This is a genomic window from Cellulomonas xiejunii, from assembly GCF_024508315.1.
Classification (GTDB): domain Bacteria; phylum Actinomycetota; class Actinomycetes; order Actinomycetales; family Cellulomonadaceae; genus Cellulomonas; species Cellulomonas xiejunii.
In genome coordinates, this window is the sequence record NZ_CP101987.1 from 3,898,628 (window position 1) to 3,916,944 (window position 18,317).

The window sequence follows — 18,317 nt, forward strand, 5'->3', positions numbered from 1 at the left end:
GGGGCGCGGTGAGCCCGGCGGCGGTGGCGCTGGTCGCGGCGGGCGCCGAGCCCGTCGTCGTGCCGCTGGTCCGGACGGTCCCGCTCGACGACCTCACGACGCTCGACGACGCGCTGCTCGCCCTCGGGTCCGGCTGGTACGAGTGGCTCACAGTGACCAGCCAGGCGGCCGTGGCCGTCCTGGCCGAGCGCGCCGCGACCCACGACGACGGGCTCGCCGCCCTCCTGGGGCGCGCGGACGTGCGGGTCGCGGCCGTCGGACCGGGCACGGCGCGCGCGCTCGAGGCGCTCGGCGTCCGGGTGGACGTCGTGCCGCCGGTCCGCTCGACGGCCGTGGACCTCGTCGCCGCCCTGGTCGCGACCGGGCCGACCGGTCCGACCGGTCCGACCGCCCGGGGTGCGGCGGTCGCGAGCGGCCCACGCGCGCTGTTCCCCCGGGGCGACCTCGCCGCCACCACGCTCGCCGACGGGCTGACAGCGGCGGGCTGGGCGGTGGACGACCTGGTCCTCTACCGCACGGTTCCCGCCGGGCCCCCCGACCCGCGGGTCGGGCACGCCTGGGCGACCGGCGACGTCCATGCTGCCCTGCTCACCTCGGCCAGCACCGTGCGCGCGCTGCTCGACCACCTGGGGCCCCCGCCCCCGGCGACGCGCGTCGTCGTCATCGGTCCCAGCACGCAGGCCGAGGCCGAGCGCCTGGGCCTGCGGGTCGACGCGGTCGCCGACCGCCAGACCCTCGCCGGGCTCGTCGACGCCCTGGCGGACCACGTCGCACGCACGGGCGCCACCCCCGGCACGCCCCCCACCACCACGGAGGACTCCCCGTGACCGTCCCCACCCCCGGCCGTATCCGCCCCCGCCGCCTGCGCCGCACCCCCGCGATGCGCCGCCTGGCCGCGCAGACCCGCCTGCACCCCGCGGACCTCGTGCTGCCCGTCTTCGTGCGCGAGGGGCTCGACGCATCGCGCCCGCTGACGTCGATGCCGGGCGTCCTGCAGCACACCCGTGACTCGCTGCGCCAGGAGGCCGCGCGCGCGGCCGAGGCCGGCATCGGCGGCATCATGCTGTTCGGCGTGCCGGCGCACCGCGACGCGGTCGGGTCGGGGGCCACGGACCCCGACGGCATCCTCAACGTCGCGCTCGGGGACGTCGTCGCGGAGGTCGGCGACGCGCTCGTCGTGCAGGCCGACCTGTGCCTCGACGAGTTCACCGACCACGGGCACTGCGGCGTGCTCACCGCCGACGGCGTCGTCGACAACGATGCGACCCTCGAGCGGTACGCGGCGATGGCCGTCGCCCAGGCCGAGGCCGGGGCGCACCTCGTGGGCCTCAGCGGCATGATGGACGGCCAGACGGGCGTCGTGCGGGACGCGCTCGACGCCGCCGGCCACCACGAGGTCGCCGTCCTGGCCTATGCCGCCAAGTACGCGTCGGCGTTCTACGGGCCGTTCCGCGAGGCGGTGGAGTCGCGGCTCGACGGCGACCGGCGCACCTACCAGATGGACCCGGCCAACCGCCGCGAGGCCGCGCGCGAGGTCGCGATCGACGTGGCCGAGGGCGCCGACGTCGTCATGGTGAAACCCGCGATGTCGTACCTCGACGTGCTCGCCGACGTGGCCGCGTCCTCAACCGTGCCCGTCTGGGCGTACCAGGTGTCCGGTGAGTACGCCATGATCGAGGCGGCGTCCGCGCGGGGGTGGATCGGCCGTCGGAGTGCAGTCACCGAGTCGGTGCTCAGCATCCGTCGTGCCGGTGCCGATGCCATCCTGACGTACTGGGCGACGGAGCTGGCCGGATGGCTCGCGGAGGAGCAGTGATGACACAGGTGGAGGACGACACCGTCGCACCGGGGAACGCGTTGGCCTGGACGGCCACGAGCGAGGAGGCCTTCGCCCACGCGACGGCCGTGATCCCCGGCGGCGTCAACTCACCCGTGCGGGCGTACCGCTCGGTCGGCGGCACGCCGCGGTTCCTGGAGTCGGCGCTCGGCGCGTACGTGCGCGACGTCGAGGGTCGCGACTACGTCGACCTCGTCGGGTCGTGGGGCCCCGCGTTGCTCGGGCACGCGCACCCGCAGGTCGTCGAGGCCGTGCAGCAGGCGGCCGCGCGCGGGCTGGGCTTCGGCGCGCCGACGACGACGGAGGTCGAGCTCGTCGACGAGATCCGCGACCGCGTCCCGGTGGCCGAGCGCGTGCGCCTGGTGTCGACCGGCACGGAGGCCGTGATGACGGCCCTGCGGCTGGCCCGCGCCTGGACCGGCCGCGACAAGATCGTGAAGTTCGCCGGCTGCTACCACGGGCACTCCGACTCGCTGCTCGCCGAGGCCGGTTCGGGCATCGCGACGCTCGCGCTGCCCGGGTCGGCGGGCGTCACCGCGGCCGTCGCCGCCGAGACCATCGTCGTCCCCTACAACGACGTCGCCGCGCTGCAGGCCGTGTTCGACGAGCACGGCGCGTCGATCGCCGCCGTGATCACCGAGGCCGCGCCGGCCAACATGGGCGTCGTGCCGCCGCTGCCGGGCTTCAACCGCGAGCTGCGCCGCATCACGCAGCACCACGACGCCGTGCTGATCCAGGACGAGGTGCTCACGGGCTTCCGCGTCGGCCGCGCCGGCTGGTGGGGCCTGGAGGGGGCGTCGGAGCAGTGGGCGCCGGACCTGCTGACGTTCGGCAAGGTCATCGGCGGCGGGCTGCCCGTCGCCGCGGTCGCCGGGCGTGCGGACATCATGGAGCAGCTCGCGCCGGTCGGGCCCGTCTACCAGGCCGGCACCCTGTCGGGGAACCCGGTGGCCACGGCCGCAGGGCTGGCGACGCTGCGGCTCGCCGACGCCGAGGCGTACGCGCGGGTCGACGCGGCAGCGGTGCACCTGCGCCGTGCGGTCACCGGTGCGCTCGCCGAGGCGGGTGTGCCGCACGCGCTGCAGTGGGCGGGCAGCCTGTTCAGCGTGGTGTTCGGTGAGCAGGCCGCGGCGGAGGGTGCGCGCGACTACGCGTGCGTCCAGGCCTCGGAACACTGGCGGTACGGGCCGTTCTTCCACGCCCTGCTCGAGGCGGGCGTGCTCGCGCCCCCGTCGCCGTTCGAGGCGTGGTTCGTCTCGGCCGCGCACGACGAGACGGTGCTCGACCAGGTCATCGAGGCGCTGCCGGCCGCGGCGCAGGCGGCTGCGGAGGCCCGGGCGCCGGAGTGACCGGACCGCGGTGACGGGCAGCTGACGACACGACGGCGGGCCACCCGGTACGGGTGGCCCGCCGTTCGTCGTCCGGCGCCGTTGCGTCAGCGGGTCGGTCGCTCGTCGACGGCCGCCACGAGCTCCGGCTCGTCGTCCGGCGCGGAGTCGCCGGGCGCCGACGGGCCGTGACCCACGGCGGCGACGTCACCGCGACCCGTCGCGAGGTCCTGGCGGTAGGCGCGGACCGACCACGTGATCGCCGCGACCCAGACGAGCGCGATGGCACCGAGCACGTAGCCCTCGGTCGCGGTGTCGCCGACGGCCACCCAGTCGGAGCGCAGGATCGTGCGGGTGTTGGTCAGGACGATGACGCCGCCGACCGCGGAGCCCAGGACGCGGCCCGGGACCTTGCGGACGAGCCACGCCGCGATCGGGGCGGCGATGAGCCCGCCGATGAGCAGGGCCAGGACCCACGTGAAGTTGATGCCCTGCGAGCCGAGCGCGAACAGGAAGCCCAGGCTGGCGGCGATCGCGACGAGGAACTCGGACGTGTCGATGGACCCGACCACCTTGCGGGGCTCGAGCCGACCGCTGGCCAGCAGCGCGGGGGTGCCGACCGGGCCCCAGCCGCCGCCGCCGGTCGCGTCGACGAAGCCGGCGACCAGGCCGAGCGGGGCGAGGAACCGCTTGCGCAACGGGAGGTTCTGCCGGTCGGTGCGCAGCCCCTTGAGCGTGAACCGGACCAGCAGGTACAGGCCGAGCGCCAGCAGGATCAGCGACATGACGGGCTTGGCCGCGTCCGTCGAGAGGTTCGCCAGGAACGTCGCACCGGCGAAGGCCCCGATCGCACCGGGCACGCCGATGCGCAGGACGACCTTCCAGTCGACGTTGCCGAACTTCCAGTGGGCGGCGCCCGACGCGAGCGTCGTCCCGATCTCGGCGAGGTGGACGGTGGCCGACGCGGCGGCGGGGTTGGTGCCGATCGCCAGCAGCAGCGTCGTCGAGGTCACGCCGTAGGCCATGCCCAGGCTCCCGTCGACGAGCTGCGCGGCGAGGCCGACGAGAGCGAGCAGGACGATCGTGGGCACGGGGACCACCTCGGGAGCGGCCCGGCACGGGGGCCGGGCGATCGGATCGGGACGAGCGGGTGCGGACGGTCATCCGCACCACCCTGATAATTCCGATCCGACTGCTCGGGTTACAAGAGTCTCCCGCATCGTGAGACGTCGTCCCACGACTCAGACACCCGCGGACCCGTCACGGGTTCTCCCACGCGTCCTCGCGCGCCGCCAGGACGCGCACCGACTCCGGGAGGTCCCGCGCCACCACGTCGGCCAGCGTGACCACGTCGAGCACGTCGCGCACCGACGCGCGCAGCGCCACCCACACGTCGAGCAGCGCCGTCGCGGACCCCTCGTAGGTCAGCCCGGGCGGCCGCACGTCCCGGACGGTCACCAGCGGTCCGTCGACCGCGCGGATCACGTCGGCCACGCTGATCTCGTCCGCCCCCCGCGCCAGGAGGTACCCGCCGGAGCGGCCCCGCACGCTCGTCACGACGCCGCCGCGCCGCAGGTCGCCCATGATCCGCTCGAGGAAGCTGGTCGGGATGCCCTGGCCGGCCGCCAGCACGTCGCTCGGGACGGACTCACCCCCCGGCCTGCTCGCCAGCTCGGCACACGCCCGCACCGCATAGTCCGCCTTCGCCGAGACACGCATGCGCCGATTCTCCCCTGCCGCACGTGCTGCGAGGTGCAGGCGAGCGCCCGCGCCCGGGTGAGCGTCGGAATACCCCCTGGGGGTACCTTGTTCGGATGAGCGTGACGCCAGCACCCTCGCACCCCGCCGTCGACGACCACGTGTCGCACGACGACGCACCCGACGCACCCGTCCACGGCTACACGCCCGCCAAGGACGAGTACCTGCGCCGGCTGCGCCGCGTCGAGGGGCAGGTGCGCGGCATCGCGCGCATGGTCGACGAGGACGTCTACTGCATCGACGTCCTCACCCAGATCGCCGCCGTCACCAAGGCCCTGCAGGCCGTGGGCATCGGCCTCGTGGAGGACCACCTCGGCCACTGCGTCGTCGACGCGGCCCGCCAGTCCCCCGAGGCCGGCGCCGAGAAGGTCCGCGAGGCCTCGGCAGCCATCGCCCGACTCGTCCGGAGCTGAACCGGGCGGTTCCCACCCCCACGAGGGGAGCCGCCCCCCACCCCTCCCGGTCGCACCGGCCGCCTGTCGCGCACCGCGCCGGCCCCCGCCGCACCGGACCACCGAGAACCGAAGGAGCACCCCCCATGAGCACCACCACCTTCCGCGTCGACGGCATGACCTGCGGCCACTGCGTGAACGCCGTGACCGAGGAGCTGTCGGCACTGCCCGGCGTCACGGACGTCGCCGTGGAGCTCGTGACGGGGGGCTCGTCGCCCGTCACCGTTACCTCCGACGCGGCACTGGACGCCGACGCCGTCGCGGCCGCCGTCGCCGAGGCGGGGTACGCCGTGACGCCCGAGAGGTCGCTGCTGTGAGCGCCGAGGCGACCCAGCGGTCCCCGGACGGCGTGGCCGCCGCGGGCATCGACCTGGCCATCGAGGGCATGACGTGCGCGTCGTGCGTCGCCCGCGTCGAGAAGAAGCTCAACCGGGTGCCCGGCGCGCAGGCCACCGTGAACCTCGCCCTGGAGACCGCGCACGTCGAGGTCTCCCCCACCGACGACGCCCCCGCGCCCACGGTGGACGCGCTCGTCGCCGCCGTGCGGTCCGCGGGGTACGACGCGCACCCGCTGACGCGACCCGGCCAGTCCGGCGGCCGCCCGCCCCACGACCCGCAGGGCGCGACCGCCACCGACGCGCAGCACGACGGATCCGGTCACCACGGGGCCGGCCCCGGCGCCCCCGACTCCGCCCCCGACTCCGACTCCGCGCACCACACGGGGCATGACGACGTCGCGCACGCGCTGTCCGGCATGCAGCACGCCGGCATGGAGCACGACCCCTCCGAGGACACATCGGCGCCCGACGACACCCGCGGCGCGGACCTGCGGCGCCGCCTGCGTGTCGCGGCGGTGCTCACCGTGCCGGTGCTCGTGCTGAGCATGGTCCCGGCGACCCAGTTCCGCGGCTGGCAGTGGCTCGTCGCGGCGCTCGCGCTGCCCGTCGCGACGTGGGCGGCGTGGCCGTTCCACCGGGCTGCGTACCGCGCGGCCCGGCACGGCGCGTCGACGATGGACACGCTCGTCTCGATCGGCGTCGTCGCGGCGACCGCCTGGTCGCTGTGGGCGCTGCTGCTGGGCGGCGCGGGCGAGCTCGGCATGCGCATGACACCGACCCTCTTCCCCGCCGCCGTCGCCGGCCACGGCCCGGCCATGCCGGAGCTGTACTTCGAGGTCGCTGCCGTCGTCACGACGTTCCTGCTGGCCGGGCGCTACGCCGAGCACCGCTCGCGCCGCCGCGCCGGCGACGCGTTGCGCGCCCTGCTCGACCTGGGCGCGAAGGACGTGGCCCTGCTGGTGACGGGGCCGGACGGGCGGCGCGTCGAGCGGCGCGTACCCGTGGACCGGCTCGCGGTCGGCGACGAGTTCGCCGTGCGGCCGGGCGAGAAGATCGCCACCGACGGGGTCGTGGTGTCGGGGACCAGCGCCGTCGACACGTCGCTGCTGACGGGCGAGCCCGTGCCCGTCGACGTCGGGCCCGGTGACGAGGTCACGGGTGCGACGCTGAACACCGCCGGGCACCTCGTCGTGCGTGCGTCGCGCGTCGGCGAGGAGACGCGTCTGGCGCAGATCGGCCGGCTCGTCGCCCGTGCGCAGACCGGCAAGGCGCCCGTGCAGCGGCTCGCCGACCGGATCTCCGCGGTCTTCGTGCCCGTCGTGCTGGTCATCGCTCTCGGCACGCTCGTCGTGTGGCTCGCCACGGGCGGCGGCGTGCAGGCCGCGTTCACGGCGGCCGTCGCGGTGCTGATCATCGCGTGCCCCTGCGCCCTGGGCCTGGCGACGCCGACCGCACTGCTGGTCGGCACGGGACGCGGCGCGCAGCTCGGCATCCTCATCAAGGGCCCGGAGATCCTCGAGGAGACCCGGCGCGTCGACACCGTCGTGCTCGACAAGACCGGGACGGTCACGGCCGGGCGCATGGCGCTGGTCGACGTCGTCCCCGCCGCCGGTGAGGACGCGGACGAGGTGCATCGCCTGGCCGCAGCCGTCGAGCAGCTCTCGGAGCACCCGATCGCCCGCGCCATCGCCACCCCCCCAGCCGTGACAGTGCAATCCAGTCACCCCACCCCCACCCCCTCAGGCACCCCCACAGGCGTGACAGTGCAATCCAGTCACGCTGCAGGAGGGCGCGGCGTCGACGTGGCGGTCGGGGCGGACGGTGTCGCGATCGGAGCCGACGAGGTGCGGGAGTTCCGCGCCGACGCCGGTCGGGGTGTCAGCGGCGTGGTCCGCACCGCCCACAGCGGCGTCGGGCTGGCCCGGCGCGTGCTCGTCGGCCGGCTCGGCTGGCTCGACGAGCAGGGCGTGCGCACCGACGAGGTCGCCACCGCGGTCGCCGCCGCGGAGGCGGACGGTGCGACGGCGGTCGTCGCCGCGTGGGACGGCCGGGCGCGCGGCGTCCTCGTCCTGCGGGACCCGGTGAAGCCGACGTCGACGGACGCGATCCGCGAGCTGCGTGCGCTCGGGCTACGGCCCGTGCTGCTCACGGGCGACAACCGGGGCGCCGCCCTGGCGACGGCCCGCGCGGTCGGCATCGCGGACGAGGACGTCGTCGCCCAGGTCATGCCGGACGAGAAGGTCGCGGCCGTCGAGCGGCTGCAGGCCGGTGGCGCGCGCGTCGCGATGGTCGGCGACGGCGTGAACGACGCCGCGGCGCTCGCGACGGCCGACCTCGGCCTGGCGATGGGCACCGGGACGGACGTCGCGATCGAGGCGGCCGACCTGACCCTCGTCCGCGGGGACCTCGCCTCGGCGCCGCAGGCCATCCGGCTGTCGCGGCGCACGCTCGCAGTGATCCGGCAGAACCTGTTCTGGGCGTTCGCGTACAACGTCGCGGCGATCCCGCTCGCGGCGCTGGGGCTGCTGAACCCGATGATCGCGGGTGCTGCGATGGCGTTCTCGTCGGTGCTGGTGGTGACCAACAGCCTCCGGCTGCGCCGGTTCGCCTGACGCCCCCGGACACCCTCCTCCCGCCGAGCGCGGTACTCAACCGCCGAGCGCGGTACCTACGAGTACCGCGCTCGGCAGTTGTATGCCGCGCTCGGTGGTGACGCGAGACGGGCAGGGGCGGGCGGCAGCGCGGACCCGTGGGTCAGGAGTGCTAAAGTGCTATCACATTGATAGCGCGCGAGCGCCCGTCTCCCCCGGAGGTCACCATGCCCGACACCGTCCCACCGCAGGAGTCCGTCGGCGGCGACCCCAGCGGACGTCCCGTCGGCCACGCCGGCGCGCGCGTCGACGTCGCCGAGCGTGACGCCTGGGCGACGGGCGCCGGCGGCGGTCTCGTCGCCGTGCTCCTCGCGCTCGGGGCGATCGGCGGCTCGATCGCACTGTTCGTCCACGCCGAGACGACGGGCGCGGACGCGTGGGGCTTCGTCGGCGTCGGCCTGATGGTGCTGGCCGTCGTCATGTTCACCGGCGTGGCCGTGATCAGCCCCGGTCAGACGCGCGTCGTGCAGTTCTTCGGCCGCTACATCGGCACCATCCGCCGCACCGGCCTGGTCCTGACGGTCCCCCTCACGACGCGCAAGAACGTCTCCGTGCGCGTCCGCAACTTCGAGACCAGTGAGCTGAAGGTCAACGACGCCGACGGCAACCCCATCAACATCGCGTCGATCGTCGTGTGGCAGGTCGCGGACACCGCCAAGGCGACGTTCGCGGTCGAGGACTACGCCGACTTCGTGCGCGTGCAGTCGGAGTCGGCGCTGCGGCACGTCGCGATGTCGCACCCGTACGACCACGCCGACGACGGCGAGAACTCGCTGCGCGGAGCGACCGACGTGGTGTCCGCGGAGATCGCCGCCGAGGTGGCGGCGCGCGTCGTCATCGCCGGGATCGAGGTCATCGAGGCCCGCATCTCCAACCTCGCGTACGCCCCCGAGATCGCCCAGGCGATGCTGCAGCGCCAGCAGGCCGGCGCGATCATCGCCGCGCGCGAGCGGATCGTCGAGGGCGCCGTGTCCATGGTCGAGGGAGCGCTGGGCCGTCTCGAGGCCGACGGCATCGTCACGCTCGACGACGAGCGTCGCGCCACGATGGTGTCGAACCTGCTCGTCGTCCTGTGCGGGGAGTCCCGCGCGACACCCGTCATCAACACCGGCAGCCTGTACGGGTGACGGACGGGCCGGTGGACGCGGGGCACGAGGACCCGGACGGCGCGCGAGGTGCCGCGCCGCCCGGGGCGGTGCCCGCGCAGGGGGACGTCAGGGACACCGGATCGCACTCTCACGAGGGAGGTGGGAGTGCTGGATCGCACTCTCACGCCCAAGGTGGGGTGACTGGATCGCACTCTCACGCGGGGGGTGGGACGGCTGGGGCCGGCGGCCGCACGCAGGAGGGCGATGCGGACGGTGGCGAGGTGCGGCCGGCGCGGCGCGAGCGGCGGCAGGTGCTGCTGCGCCTCGACCCGGCGGTGCACGACGCCGTCGCGCGGTGGGCGGCCGACGACCTGCGCAGCGTCAACGCCCAGATCGACCTGCTGCTGCGCCGGGCACTGAAGGACGCGGGACGCATGCCGTCGACGGCGGCCGCGCCACCGCGTCGGGGCCGTCCGCGCACGGCCCCCTGACCCGCGCAGCTCCCGCGAGCGCGGCACACGCACGTCGAGCGCGGCACACGCACGTCGAGCGCGGTACCCATGAGTACCGCGCTCGACGGCGGAGTGCCGCGCTCGACGGGCGGGAGGTGCCGTCAGCGGAAGCGGCGGCCCTCGTCACGGCGGACCGCCCAGACCGCGAGGGCCGCGAACACGGCGGTCCACACGAGCAGGACCGGCAGCGCGAGCGCGTTCGCCTCGACTCCCGTGCTGACCTGCACGACCAGGTCGCGGGCCGCGCGCGACGGCAGGGCCTGGGAGATCGTGTCGAGCCAGCCCGGGAAGGCCTCGGGCGGCATGAACAGCCCACCGGCGAACGCGAGCGGGAACAGCACGCACTGCACGACCGCGAGCGCGGCCTTGGTGGACATCGCGAAGCCGATCGCCATGCCGAGCAGCGTGAACGGCACGGCGACGCCCGCCACCATCGCGAACGCCCCGAGCGCCTGCGACCACGTCAGCGACGCGGCCGTCAGCGTGGCCCCGATGATGACGGGCGGCACGAGCGCGAGGTACGCCCACATCAGGCCGTTGACGACGCGTCCGGCGAGCCGCGGCCCGGGCCGCGCGGGCAGCGTGCGGACGAACGTGTCAAACGGGTGCGCGCGGTCCTCGGCGACGCCCGCACCGTGCGTGAACATGCAGGCCGACATGATCGCGAACGTGCCGAGCTGCGCGACCGCGGCGGTGGACGCGATCGGGTCCGACGTGATCGCGCTCTGCGGCACGACGAAGAACACGAGCGCGAGCGCGGGGAACAGCAGGTTGCCGATCACGGCGAGCGGCACGCGGACGGTCTCGAGGAACTGGTAGCGGGTGTGCAGCCACGCGAGGGAGCCCCACGGGCGCAGGGCCGGTCGGGGCGCGGTGGTGGTGGTCATCGGGTCACCTCGGGGACGGCCGTCGGGGCGGGGGGTGCGTCGTGCGACGTCAGGGACAGGAACGCCTCCTCCAGCGAGGCGCCGCGCACCTCGAGGTCGGTGAACGGCACGGCCCGCTCGACGAGCGCCCGCACGGCCGCGTCGGCGTCGGACGCGACGAGCGTGACGCGGGTGCGGCCGGGGACCGGCCCGGGGGCGTCGGTCGCCTCGACGACGTCCTGCACGCCGGGCAGGGCCAGCAGGTCCGCAGGCCGGCCGGCGCCGAGCGTGAGCGTCATCCGCCGCACGGCGACGAGGTCGAGGACGCGGGCGAGGGTGTCGTCGGCGAGCACGCGCCCCTCGCCGACGACCACGACGCGTTCGGCGAGCGCCTCGATCTCCTCCAGGTAGTGGCTGGTCACGATGACGGTCGCGCCGTCGCCGTGGTAGTCGCGCAGCGCCTGCCACAGGATGTGTCGGGCCTCGACGTCGAGACCCGTCGTCGGCTCGTCGAGCAGCACGAGGCGGGGGCGGCCGACGAGCGAGAGGCCGACCGCGAGGCGGCGCTTCTGGCCACCGGACAGCGCGCCGGTCTGCCTCTCGGCCATGTCGGTGAGCCCGAACCGTGCCAGCACCTCGTCGCGCGGCATGGGCTGGGCGAAGTGCCCGGCGACGAAGTCGACGACCTCCCGCACCTTGAGGGTGTCGGGCAGGCCCGTCTCCTGGGGCGTCGTGCCGAGCGACGTGCGCGACGCGGGGTCGCGCGGGTTGCCGCCGAAGACGCGGACGGTGCCCGCGTCGGGTGTGCGCAGGCCCGTGACGAGCGAGAGCAGTGTCGTCTTGCCGGCCCCGTTGGGTCCGAGCAGCCCGACGAGCTCACCGGGCTCGACGCGCAGGCTGACGTCGTCGAGCGCGGTGACAGCGCCGAAGCGGCGCGTGACGTGCTCGACGAGCACGGGCGGTGCGGTGGCGGTCATTCCTGTGCTCCCTTGAGCAGCTCGGTGAGGGTGAGGGTGTAGCGCTCGAACGCGGCGCGTCCGGCGGTGCTGAGCTCGACGTACGTGACCGGCGTGCGGCCGACGTGCGTCTTGGTCTGCGTGACGTACCCGGCGTCCTCGAGGCGCCGCAGGTGCGTGGACAGGTTGCCGGCCGTCATGTCGAGCAGCTTCTGCAGCCGGGGGAAGGACACGCGGTCACCGCGCTCGAGGGCGGCCAGGGTGGCGACGACCCGCAGCCGGGACGCGGAGTGGATGACCGGGTCGAGGTCGACCTCGCTCACACGCGCCTCCGGTGCAGCGCGGCGAGCAGGCAGGCGACGAGCATGCCGCCACCCCCGGCCAGGGACATGACGAGGTAGCCGTCGGGCATCGCGACGAGGCTCGCGGCCGCGGCGGTCGCGATCATCCAGGCACCGATGAGGAACAGCGAGAGCTGCTGCCACAGCGCACCGCCTGCCATGTAGAGCAGTCCGACGACGAGGCAGGCCGCACCGTTGGCGACGATCGCGATGATCTCGGCGCTCGCGCCGGCGCCGACGACGCCCGCGACGATGAGCCCCTGCCCGAAGAACCCGATGCTCCACGCCCAGCCGTACATCATGCCGACCTGCCTGCTGGTGCCGGCGACGCCGTGGGTCGCACGGGCGATGTGCACGAGCGTGACGACGAGCGCCGCGACGGCGACGGCCGCGAAGACGAGTCCGCCCTGACCGGTGGCGGTCCGGGTGGGTGACGCGGTCGCGGTCCACCACTGAGCGGCGTACCCGACGAGCCAGGCGACGCCCCACACGCCGAACAGCAGGCGGTCGTCGACGTCGGAGTCGCGCACGCGGCGCTGCTGGGCGGCGACGATCGCGAGGCCGGTGCGGGGGTCCGGTGGGGCTTCGTCGAGGTCCGCGAGAGGTGCGCCGTCGTCGGGGACGCCGCGCGGGTCGGTCCGGTCCATGGCGTCCTCCTCGGCTTGGAACTTTGCGTTACAAAGCACTTTGTCACTGCGAGACCAGGGCGTCAAGACCCCGGACGAGGCGCCAGCCCGGACCCGGCCCGTAACCTGCGAGGGTGGGACGAACCGCCGACGCGCCCGAGGACGACGCCACCCAGGGATCCGGTGTGCGCGGACCCCTCCCGCCGGGAGCTCCGGCGCCGGACCAGCGGGCGGTCTCCCGACGGTTGACCGCCGAGATCTGGATCGTCCTGGGCCTGTCGCTGGGGAAGTCGGCCGTGTACGCCGTCGTCTCCCTCATCGCCAAGCTGACCGCGGGCCCCCCGCTCGCCGAGCAGACGACCACGCTCAACCCGAGCCAGTCGCCACGGCCGTACCTGGACCTGACGTACCAGCTGCTGTCGATCGGGTTCGCCCTCCTGCCCGTCGCGCTCGCGCTGTACCTGCTGTCGGCGAACGGCCGCTCGGCGGTACGGCGCATCGGCCTCGACGGCGCCCGCCCGTGGCGCGACCTGGGGATCGGCATGGGCCTCGCGGCCGTCATCGGGATCCCCGGCCTGGGCCTGTACGTCGCCGGGCGGGCCCTCGGCATCACGGTCGAGGTCCAGGCCTCGGCGCTGAACGCCGCGTGGTGGACGATCCCGGTGCTCATCCTCGCGGCGTTGCAGAACGCGCTGCTCGAGGAGGTCGTCGCCGTCGGCTACCTCATGGAACGGCTGCGCGACCTGCGCTGGAGCACGCCGGCGATCATCGCGGCGAGCGCCCTGCTGCGCGGCTCGTACCACCTGTACCAGGGGTGGGGCCCGTTCTTCGGCAACGTGGTCATGGGCGTCGTGTTCGCGGAGTACTACCGGCGACGGCGGCGCGTCATGCCGCTCGTCGTCGCCCACACCGCGCTCGACGTCGTCGCCTTCGTCGGCTACGCGACCCTGCCGGACGCCTGGCTGGAGGCGCTCGGCATCATGTGACGCGCGTCAGGCCAACGGATCGCTCGCCAGGTCCCGCACCACCTGCCGCACCGCGAACCCGCTGACGACGTTGATCGCACCGCCGACGAACGCGAACAGTCCCAGCACCACACCGAAGAAGGCCAGCGCCTCCTGCGGGCGCGCGATGAGCAGCACGGCGAAGAGCGTGCACACCAGGCCGAAGGTGAGCGGCCAGTGCCACCCCCCGAGGCGCGCCCGCGACTGCGCGACGGCCGCCAGGATCGACACGACCCCGAGCACCAGCAGCCACGCCGCCAGCAGGAAGAACAGCACGCGGACGGTCGGCTCGGGCCACAGCACCACGACCGCACCGACGACGATCCCGGCGAGGCCCTCGATGACCCACCACCCCCACCCGGGCGACCCGCGGTCCGTCAGGCCCAGCACGACCGCGACGACGCCGTCGACGACCGCGAAGATCCCGAACAGCCACACGATCGCCTGCACCGACGCGGCCGGCTGGGCCATCAGCAGGAGCCCGAGGACCAGCAGCAGCAGGCCTCGCAGCACGGGCAGCCACCACACCTTGCTCAACGTCCGTGACATCTGGGCGGTCATGTCGTCGACCATCGTGTCCCCTCTCGGCGAGCCGTCCGACCCGCAGGAGGTGGCGCGGCCTGGCCGCGCACCGGCACCCCTGAGCAGAACGTAGCGCGCACCGCCGCGACCGGCGCGCCGAGCCATCCCCTCCCACCCCACCCCGGGCCCCCGCCCCGGGCCGCGCCACCCCAGGCCGCCCCAGGCCGCCCCAGGCCGTGAGAGTGCAATCCAGCTCCCGGACTGGATTGCACTCTCACCACCGGGTGGCGGTCAGGTCTCGCGGCGGCGGCCGCCGTACTTGCGGTGCACGGCCTGCTTGCTGACGCCGAGCATCGTGGCGATCGCGGCCCACGGGACACCGGCGGCGCGGGCGCGGCGGACGGCGACGGCCTCGCGGCGGTCCACCTCGGTGCGCAGGCGGTGCAGCGCGAGCAGTGCGCCGAGCGGGTCGTCGTCCTCCGCGCGGGCGACCAGAGCAGTCATGTCGACCTCTTCCTGCGTCATCGGTGCTCCTCGATCGACATCGGGGCGTCAACACAGATTGACACTCCGACCGGGCCTCGTCAACAGATGTTGACCCCAGGGATTGAGGCGAATCGAACCGGAAGGTGGAGTCGTCACCTCGCACGACCCACCGTGAGGAGGACGAGCCGGGAGCGCCTGCCTGCCTAGACTCGCCATCATGCCCATGTCGACGCCCGCGCCGCACGGTGCCGGTGTCGACCCCGAGGACGACGCGCCGCCGGACCCTGCGGCGACCACGACGGCCGACGACCTGACCCCGACCGCTGCGGTGCGCGCCGTGCGCTCCCGCGTGGACGTCCAGGACGTCCGCCCCCCGCGCGTGCACCGCCCCAGCGACCTGCTCGGCGTGACCCTGACGGCGCTCCTCGCCGTGCTCGTGGTCATCCTCGCGACGTACGCCCAGAACACGACCACCGGCGTCGCCGAGGACGTGCAGGGCTTCGCGACGCTGCTCCGCCGGATCCTGTTCGTCCCGGTCAACGTGCTCGTCGGGTTCACCACCGTCGTCGTGCCGATCGCCGTGCTCACCGAGCTCGCGCTGCGGCGGCTCGGACGCCAGCTGCTGCAGTCCGTCATCGCGGCCGTCGTCGCGATGCTGGCGGTCGCCGCGCTGCACTGGACGTTCTCCACCTTCGGCTCCGAGGACCTCGTCAGCGGCCTGTCGGTACGCCTCGGCGGCGTGTGGGCGCTCACGATCCCCGAGTACATCGCCATGCTGACCGCGCTGCTCACCGTCTCGGGGCCGCGCGGCCGGCGGCGCAGCGTCGCGTGGTCGTGGAACCTGCTGTGGCTCACCACGGGCGTGGTCATCATCACCGCCGGCGTGTCGCTGCCCGGCCTGGGCCTGTCGCTGCTGGTGGGCAGGCTCGCCGGCCTGGCCGTCCGGTACCTCGGCGGCGTCGACCCGGAGCGCGCCTACGGTGACGCGCTGCTGGCCGGGATCCGCCGCGCCGGCGTCGAGCCCGCGACCGTCGTGCGCGTGCCCGACCCCACCATCGAGGCCGACCGCACCCCGGCCACCACCGGTGCGCTCGCCCTGCTGCCGGAGGGCACGCCCGCGCAGCGCGCCCTCGTCCGCGCGTCGGGCGACCGGCTCTACGACGTCGCCACCGACGACGGCCGCCACCTCGACCTCATCGTCTTCGACGGCGACCGGCAGGTGGTCGGCATGCTGACGCGGCTGTGGCGCAGCCTGCGGCTGCGGGGCCTCGAGGGCCGCTCGGCCCTGTCCCTGCGCCAGGCCACGGAACGGGCCGCCCTGCTGTCGTACGCCGCGCGCGCCGCCGGGGTCCGCACGCCCCAGCTGCTGAGCCTGGCCGAGGCCGAGGACTCGATGCTCCTGCTGCAGGAGAAGACGGGCGCCGCGGTGCCGCTGTCCGACATGGACAGCGACGACGTCGACGACGGCGTCCTCGACGCGATCTGGGAGCAGCTGAGCCTCGCGCACGCGGCAGGGATCGCGCACCGGGCGCTCACGTCCGACGTGATCCTCGTCGAGTGCCGGCCCTCCGCGCCGCGCGTGTGGATCACCGCCTGGGAGCAGGGTGACGTCGCGTCGTCCGAGCTCGCGCGCCGCATGGACACCATGCAGCTCATCGCCCTGCTCGCGCTGCGCGTGGGTGCGGCGCGGGCCGTCGCGTCGGCGGCGCGGACGCTGCCGGCGGCCGACATCGAGTCGATCGGTCCGCTCCTGCAGACCGTCGCCCTGCCGCGTCGCACCCGCGAGGAGATGCGCGCCCACAAGGAGGTCCTCGCCGAGCTGCGCTCCGCGCTGGTCGCGCGCCTCCCCGAGGCGGACGTGCAGCCGGAGCAGCTCGTGCGCTTCGGTGCCCGCACGCTGCTGACCATCGTGCTGACGGTCGTCGCCGTCTTCGCCGTGCTCGCGTCCGTCAACGTCGCGCAGATCGGTCCCGTGCTCGCCGCCAGCGACTGGCGCTACTCCGTGCTGGTGTTCGCCCTCGGGCTCGTCACCCTGGTGGGCGCGGCGCTGGCGTTCGTCGCCTTCTCCCCCGTGCGCCTGCCCGTCTGGCGCGCAACGCTCGTGCAGACCGCCGCGACGTTCGTCTCGCTCGCCGCCCCCGCCGGCATCGGGCCGGCGGCGCTCAACCTGCGGATGCTCACGCGGCGCGGCGTCAACGCGTCCCTCGCGGGTGCCACCGTCGCGCTCGTCCAGGTCAGCCAGTTCGTCACCACCCTGCTGCTGCTCCTGGTACTGACCGTGACGTCGGGCGTGCAGTCACCGGCCCCGTTCTCGGTCCCGCCCTCCGTGCTGGTCGTGCTCGCGGTGGTCGCCGCGGCCATCGGGGGCGCCCTGCTCTTCCCCGGCGTGCGGACGTGGGCACAGCGCACGGTCGGCCCCACGTTCCGTCAGACCCTGCCCCGACTCATCGAGCTCCTCGGTCAGCCGTGGCGGCTCGCGCTCGCGCTCGGCGGCAACGTGCTCATGACCATGGGGTACGTGCTCGCGTTCGACGCCGCGCTCATGGCGCTCGGGCAGGACGCGTCGCTCGTGGAGGTCGCGCTCGTGCACCTCACCGGCAACGCGGCCGGGTCCGTCATCCCGACACCGGGTGGCATCGGGACGGTCGACATCTCGCTCACCGTCGGGTTGACCACGATCGCCGGCGTGAATCCCGGTGTCGCCGCCGCGGTGGCGCTGCTGTTCCGCGTGCTGACGTTCTGGCTGCGGATCCCGCTCGGCTGGATCGCGATGCGCTACCTGACGCGGGTCGGCGAGCTCTAGCCCCAGGCGTCACCGAGCCCCGGTCCGAGCGGCCGTCGCGTCGTCACGACGGGCCGAGCGGGTGGGACTGGAGGTGTGCGGACCTGGTCTCAGGCGGCGAACGCGTCGCGCTGCGAGGGGACGTTGGCCGAGGCCTCGAGGCGGGCGGCGATGGCGGCCCAGCGGCCGAGGGGGATGACCTGCGGGCGAACCTCGTGCGGCTCTGCTGCCGAGTTGCGCTGGTCCATGACGAACCCCTTCGTTCGGTAGCCCGGCTGACCCCGTGGGTCCCGTGGCTTTGCGTCCCCCCCTTGCGGAGGGTTTGCCGTTTCGCTGACAAGTCAGACATTAGACGGCTCTCACGTGGAACGGAAGCCATACGGGACACGCGTCCTGGACAGGAGCCCAATTCACCCGGTCGGTGGACGCCTGCGGGCCCGATCGGGCGGCGTGTCGGCGCACGGAGCAGCGCAGACGCGTCCGTTCGGGTGAGCCGGACCGGCCCGGACGACAGGACGCCCCCGCACCGACGTCGGTGCGGGGGCGTCCGAGGTGCCGTCGGCACCCTCGTTCACGGCACGGTCAGCGGAAGGCGTCCTTGACGTTCTCGCCGGCCTGCTTGAGGTTCGCCGACGACTGGTCGGCCTTGCCCTCTGCCTCGCGCTCCTCGTCGCCGGTGGCCTTGCCAAGGGCTTCCTTGGCCTTGCCGCCCGTCTCCTGCGCGCTGTTCCGGATCTTGTCGTCCAGGCCCATGAGAGCTCCCTTCGTCG

At 74.4% G+C, this 18,317-nt stretch carries 20 protein-coding genes and 1 riboswitch; of the genes, 10 read left to right on the forward strand and 10 right to left on the reverse strand.

Annotation, left to right across the window (positions count from 1 at the left end):
* Window positions 1-8: 8 nt before the first annotated feature.
* From NP048_RS17850 to hemL, 3 genes are read left to right on the forward strand one after another with little or no spacing between them, the layout of a single operon-like run.
* On the forward strand, window positions 9-827 hold the full coding sequence (locus tag NP048_RS17850) for a uroporphyrinogen-III synthase (RefSeq protein WP_227576664.1): 819 nt from the start codon (window positions 9-11) through the stop codon (window positions 825-827).
* Window positions 824-1,816, forward strand: coding sequence for a porphobilinogen synthase (gene hemB / locus NP048_RS17855; RefSeq protein ID WP_227576665.1), 993 nt, complete (start codon window positions 824-826; stop codon window positions 1,814-1,816). Before NP048_RS17850 ends, hemB begins: the two co-directional genes overlap by 4 nt.
* Entirely contained in the window at window positions 1,816-3,186 is a 1,371-nt protein-coding gene (gene hemL / locus NP048_RS17860; protein WP_227576666.1) for a glutamate-1-semialdehyde 2,1-aminomutase, read from the forward strand. The genes hemB and hemL overlap by 1 nt, the downstream gene beginning before the upstream one ends.
* Window positions 3,187-3,272: 86 nt before the next feature.
* On the opposite strand, the gene NP048_RS17865 is transcribed toward hemL, so the two are convergent.
* Window positions 3,273-4,256 carry a sulfite exporter TauE/SafE family protein gene (locus tag NP048_RS17865; protein WP_227576667.1) on the reverse strand — a complete coding sequence of 328 codons (984 nt, stop codon included), beginning with the start codon at window positions 4,254-4,256 and terminating at the stop codon, window positions 3,273-3,275.
* 169 nt (window positions 4,257-4,425) lie between these two features.
* The gene (locus NP048_RS17870) at window positions 4,426-4,884 is read right to left on the reverse strand and encodes an RrF2 family transcriptional regulator (RefSeq protein ID WP_227576668.1); all 459 of its coding nucleotides are present in this window, start codon (window positions 4,882-4,884) and stop codon (window positions 4,426-4,428) included.
* 95 nt (window positions 4,885-4,979) lie between these two features.
* Between NP048_RS17870 and NP048_RS17875 the strand changes: the two genes are divergently transcribed.
* From NP048_RS17875 to NP048_RS17895, 5 genes are all read left to right on the forward strand, one after another.
* The gene (locus NP048_RS17875; protein ID WP_227580143.1) at window positions 4,980-5,336 is read left to right on the forward strand and encodes a metal-sensitive transcriptional regulator; all 357 of its coding nucleotides are present in this window, start codon (window positions 4,980-4,982) and stop codon (window positions 5,334-5,336) included.
* Window positions 5,337-5,461: 125 nt separating this feature from the next.
* Window positions 5,462-5,692, forward strand: a complete 231-nt coding sequence (locus NP048_RS17880) for a heavy-metal-associated domain-containing protein (RefSeq protein ID WP_227576669.1) — start codon at window positions 5,462-5,464, stop codon at window positions 5,690-5,692.
* Window positions 5,689-8,325 (forward strand): heavy metal translocating P-type ATPase, encoded by a 2,637-nt coding sequence (locus NP048_RS17885; RefSeq protein WP_256769366.1) that lies wholly within the window; start codon window positions 5,689-5,691, stop codon window positions 8,323-8,325. The genes NP048_RS17880 and NP048_RS17885 overlap by 4 nt, the downstream gene beginning before the upstream one ends.
* Window positions 8,326-8,531: 206 nt before the next feature.
* Window positions 8,532-9,491, forward strand: coding sequence for an SPFH domain-containing protein (locus NP048_RS17890; RefSeq protein ID WP_227576670.1), 960 nt, complete (start codon window positions 8,532-8,534; stop codon window positions 9,489-9,491).
* 242 nt (window positions 9,492-9,733) lie between these two features.
* On the forward strand, window positions 9,734-9,943 hold the full coding sequence (locus NP048_RS17895; RefSeq protein WP_227576671.1) for a type II toxin-antitoxin system antitoxin: 210 nt from the start codon (window positions 9,734-9,736) through the stop codon (window positions 9,941-9,943).
* A 122-nt stretch (window positions 9,944-10,065) separates the two neighbouring features.
* Here NP048_RS17895 and NP048_RS17900 read toward each other — a convergent pair whose 3' ends face one another.
* The 4 genes from NP048_RS17900 to NP048_RS17915 are packed head-to-tail and all read right to left on the reverse strand — an operon-like array spanning window position 10,066 to window position 12,774.
* Window positions 10,066-10,851 carry an ABC transporter permease gene (locus tag NP048_RS17900; protein WP_227576672.1) on the reverse strand — a complete coding sequence of 262 codons (786 nt, stop codon included), beginning with the start codon at window positions 10,849-10,851 and terminating at the stop codon, window positions 10,066-10,068.
* On the reverse strand, window positions 10,848-11,807 hold the full coding sequence (locus NP048_RS17905) for an ABC transporter ATP-binding protein (RefSeq protein WP_227576673.1): 960 nt from the start codon (window positions 11,805-11,807) through the stop codon (window positions 10,848-10,850). Before NP048_RS17905 ends, NP048_RS17900 begins: the two co-directional genes overlap by 4 nt.
* Complete coding sequence (locus tag NP048_RS17910) at window positions 11,804-12,109, reverse strand: transcriptional regulator (protein ID WP_227576674.1); 306 nt, start codon at window positions 12,107-12,109, stop codon at window positions 11,804-11,806. The genes NP048_RS17905 and NP048_RS17910 overlap by 4 nt, the downstream gene beginning before the upstream one ends.
* Window positions 12,106-12,774, reverse strand: coding sequence for a hypothetical protein (locus NP048_RS17915; RefSeq protein WP_227576675.1), 669 nt, complete (start codon window positions 12,772-12,774; stop codon window positions 12,106-12,108). Before NP048_RS17915 ends, NP048_RS17910 begins: the two co-directional genes overlap by 4 nt.
* Before the next feature lie 164 nt (window positions 12,775-12,938).
* On the opposite strand from NP048_RS17915, the gene NP048_RS17920 reads away from it, so the two are divergent.
* Window positions 12,939-13,739, forward strand: coding sequence for a CPBP family intramembrane glutamic endopeptidase (locus tag NP048_RS17920; protein WP_227577203.1), 801 nt, complete (start codon window positions 12,939-12,941; stop codon window positions 13,737-13,739).
* Window positions 13,740-13,745: 6 nt separating this feature from the next.
* On the opposite strand, the gene NP048_RS17925 is transcribed toward NP048_RS17920, so the two are convergent.
* Both NP048_RS17925 and NP048_RS17930 read right to left on the reverse strand, forming a co-directional pair.
* The gene (locus NP048_RS17925) at window positions 13,746-14,330 is read right to left on the reverse strand and encodes an HdeD family acid-resistance protein (RefSeq protein WP_227576676.1); all 585 of its coding nucleotides are present in this window, start codon (window positions 14,328-14,330) and stop codon (window positions 13,746-13,748) included.
* 240 nt (window positions 14,331-14,570) lie between these two features.
* A complete protein-coding gene (locus NP048_RS17930; protein ID WP_227576677.1) occupies window positions 14,571-14,804 on the reverse strand; it encodes a hypothetical protein in 234 nt (77 codons plus the stop codon).
* A gap of 178 nt (window positions 14,805-14,982) precedes the next feature.
* Here NP048_RS17930 and NP048_RS17935 point away from each other — a divergent pair, with 178 nt between their 5' ends.
* Complete coding sequence (locus tag NP048_RS17935) at window positions 14,983-17,568, forward strand: lysylphosphatidylglycerol synthase transmembrane domain-containing protein (protein WP_227576678.1); 2,586 nt, start codon at window positions 14,983-14,985, stop codon at window positions 17,566-17,568.
* An 89-nt stretch (window positions 17,569-17,657) separates the two neighbouring features.
* Here NP048_RS17935 and NP048_RS17940 read toward each other — a convergent pair whose 3' ends face one another.
* Window positions 17,658-17,795 (reverse strand): hypothetical protein, encoded by a 138-nt coding sequence (locus tag NP048_RS17940; protein ID WP_227576679.1) that lies wholly within the window; start codon window positions 17,793-17,795, stop codon window positions 17,658-17,660.
* 14 nt (window positions 17,796-17,809) lie between these two features.
* Window positions 17,810-17,884: riboswitch (cyclic di-GMP riboswitch) on the reverse strand.
* A gap of 245 nt (window positions 17,885-18,129) precedes the next feature.
* A complete protein-coding gene (locus NP048_RS17945) occupies window positions 18,130-18,300 on the reverse strand; it encodes a CsbD family protein (RefSeq protein WP_227576680.1) in 171 nt (56 codons plus the stop codon).
* Between the last annotated feature and the right edge of the window lie 17 nt (window positions 18,301-18,317).

Coding starts and splice junctions, on each gene's coding strand:
- NP048_RS17870 (WP_227576668.1), bottom strand. CDS start 4,884: ATGCGTGTCTCGGCGAAGGCGGACTATGCGGTGCGGGCGTGTGCCGAG.
- NP048_RS17935 (WP_227576678.1), top strand. CDS start 14,983: ATGCCCATGTCGACGCCCGCGCCGCACGGTGCCGGTGTCGACCCCGAG.
- NP048_RS17890 (WP_227576670.1), top strand. CDS start 8,532: ATGCCCGACACCGTCCCACCGCAGGAGTCCGTCGGCGGCGACCCCAGC.
- NP048_RS17945 (WP_227576680.1), bottom strand. CDS start 18,300: ATGGGCCTGGACGACAAGATCCGGAACAGCGCGCAGGAGACGGGCGGC.
- hemL (WP_227576666.1), top strand. CDS start 1,816: ATGACACAGGTGGAGGACGACACCGTCGCACCGGGGAACGCGTTGGCC.
- NP048_RS17880 (WP_227576669.1), top strand. CDS start 5,462: ATGAGCACCACCACCTTCCGCGTCGACGGCATGACCTGCGGCCACTGC.
- NP048_RS17925 (WP_227576676.1), bottom strand. CDS start 14,330: ATGGTCGACGACATGACCGCCCAGATGTCACGGACGTTGAGCAAGGTG.
- NP048_RS17940 (WP_227576679.1), bottom strand. CDS start 17,795: ATGGACCAGCGCAACTCGGCAGCAGAGCCGCACGAGGTTCGCCCGCAG.
- NP048_RS17900 (WP_227576672.1), bottom strand. CDS start 10,851: ATGACCACCACCACCGCGCCCCGACCGGCCCTGCGCCCGTGGGGCTCC.
- NP048_RS17905 (WP_227576673.1), bottom strand. CDS start 11,807: ATGACCGCCACCGCACCGCCCGTGCTCGTCGAGCACGTCACGCGCCGC.
- NP048_RS17930 (WP_227576677.1), bottom strand. CDS start 14,804: ATGACGCAGGAAGAGGTCGACATGACTGCTCTGGTCGCCCGCGCGGAG.
- NP048_RS17875 (WP_227580143.1), top strand. CDS start 4,980: ATGAGCGTGACGCCAGCACCCTCGCACCCCGCCGTCGACGACCACGTG.
- NP048_RS17915 (WP_227576675.1), bottom strand. CDS start 12,774: ATGGACCGGACCGACCCGCGCGGCGTCCCCGACGACGGCGCACCTCTC.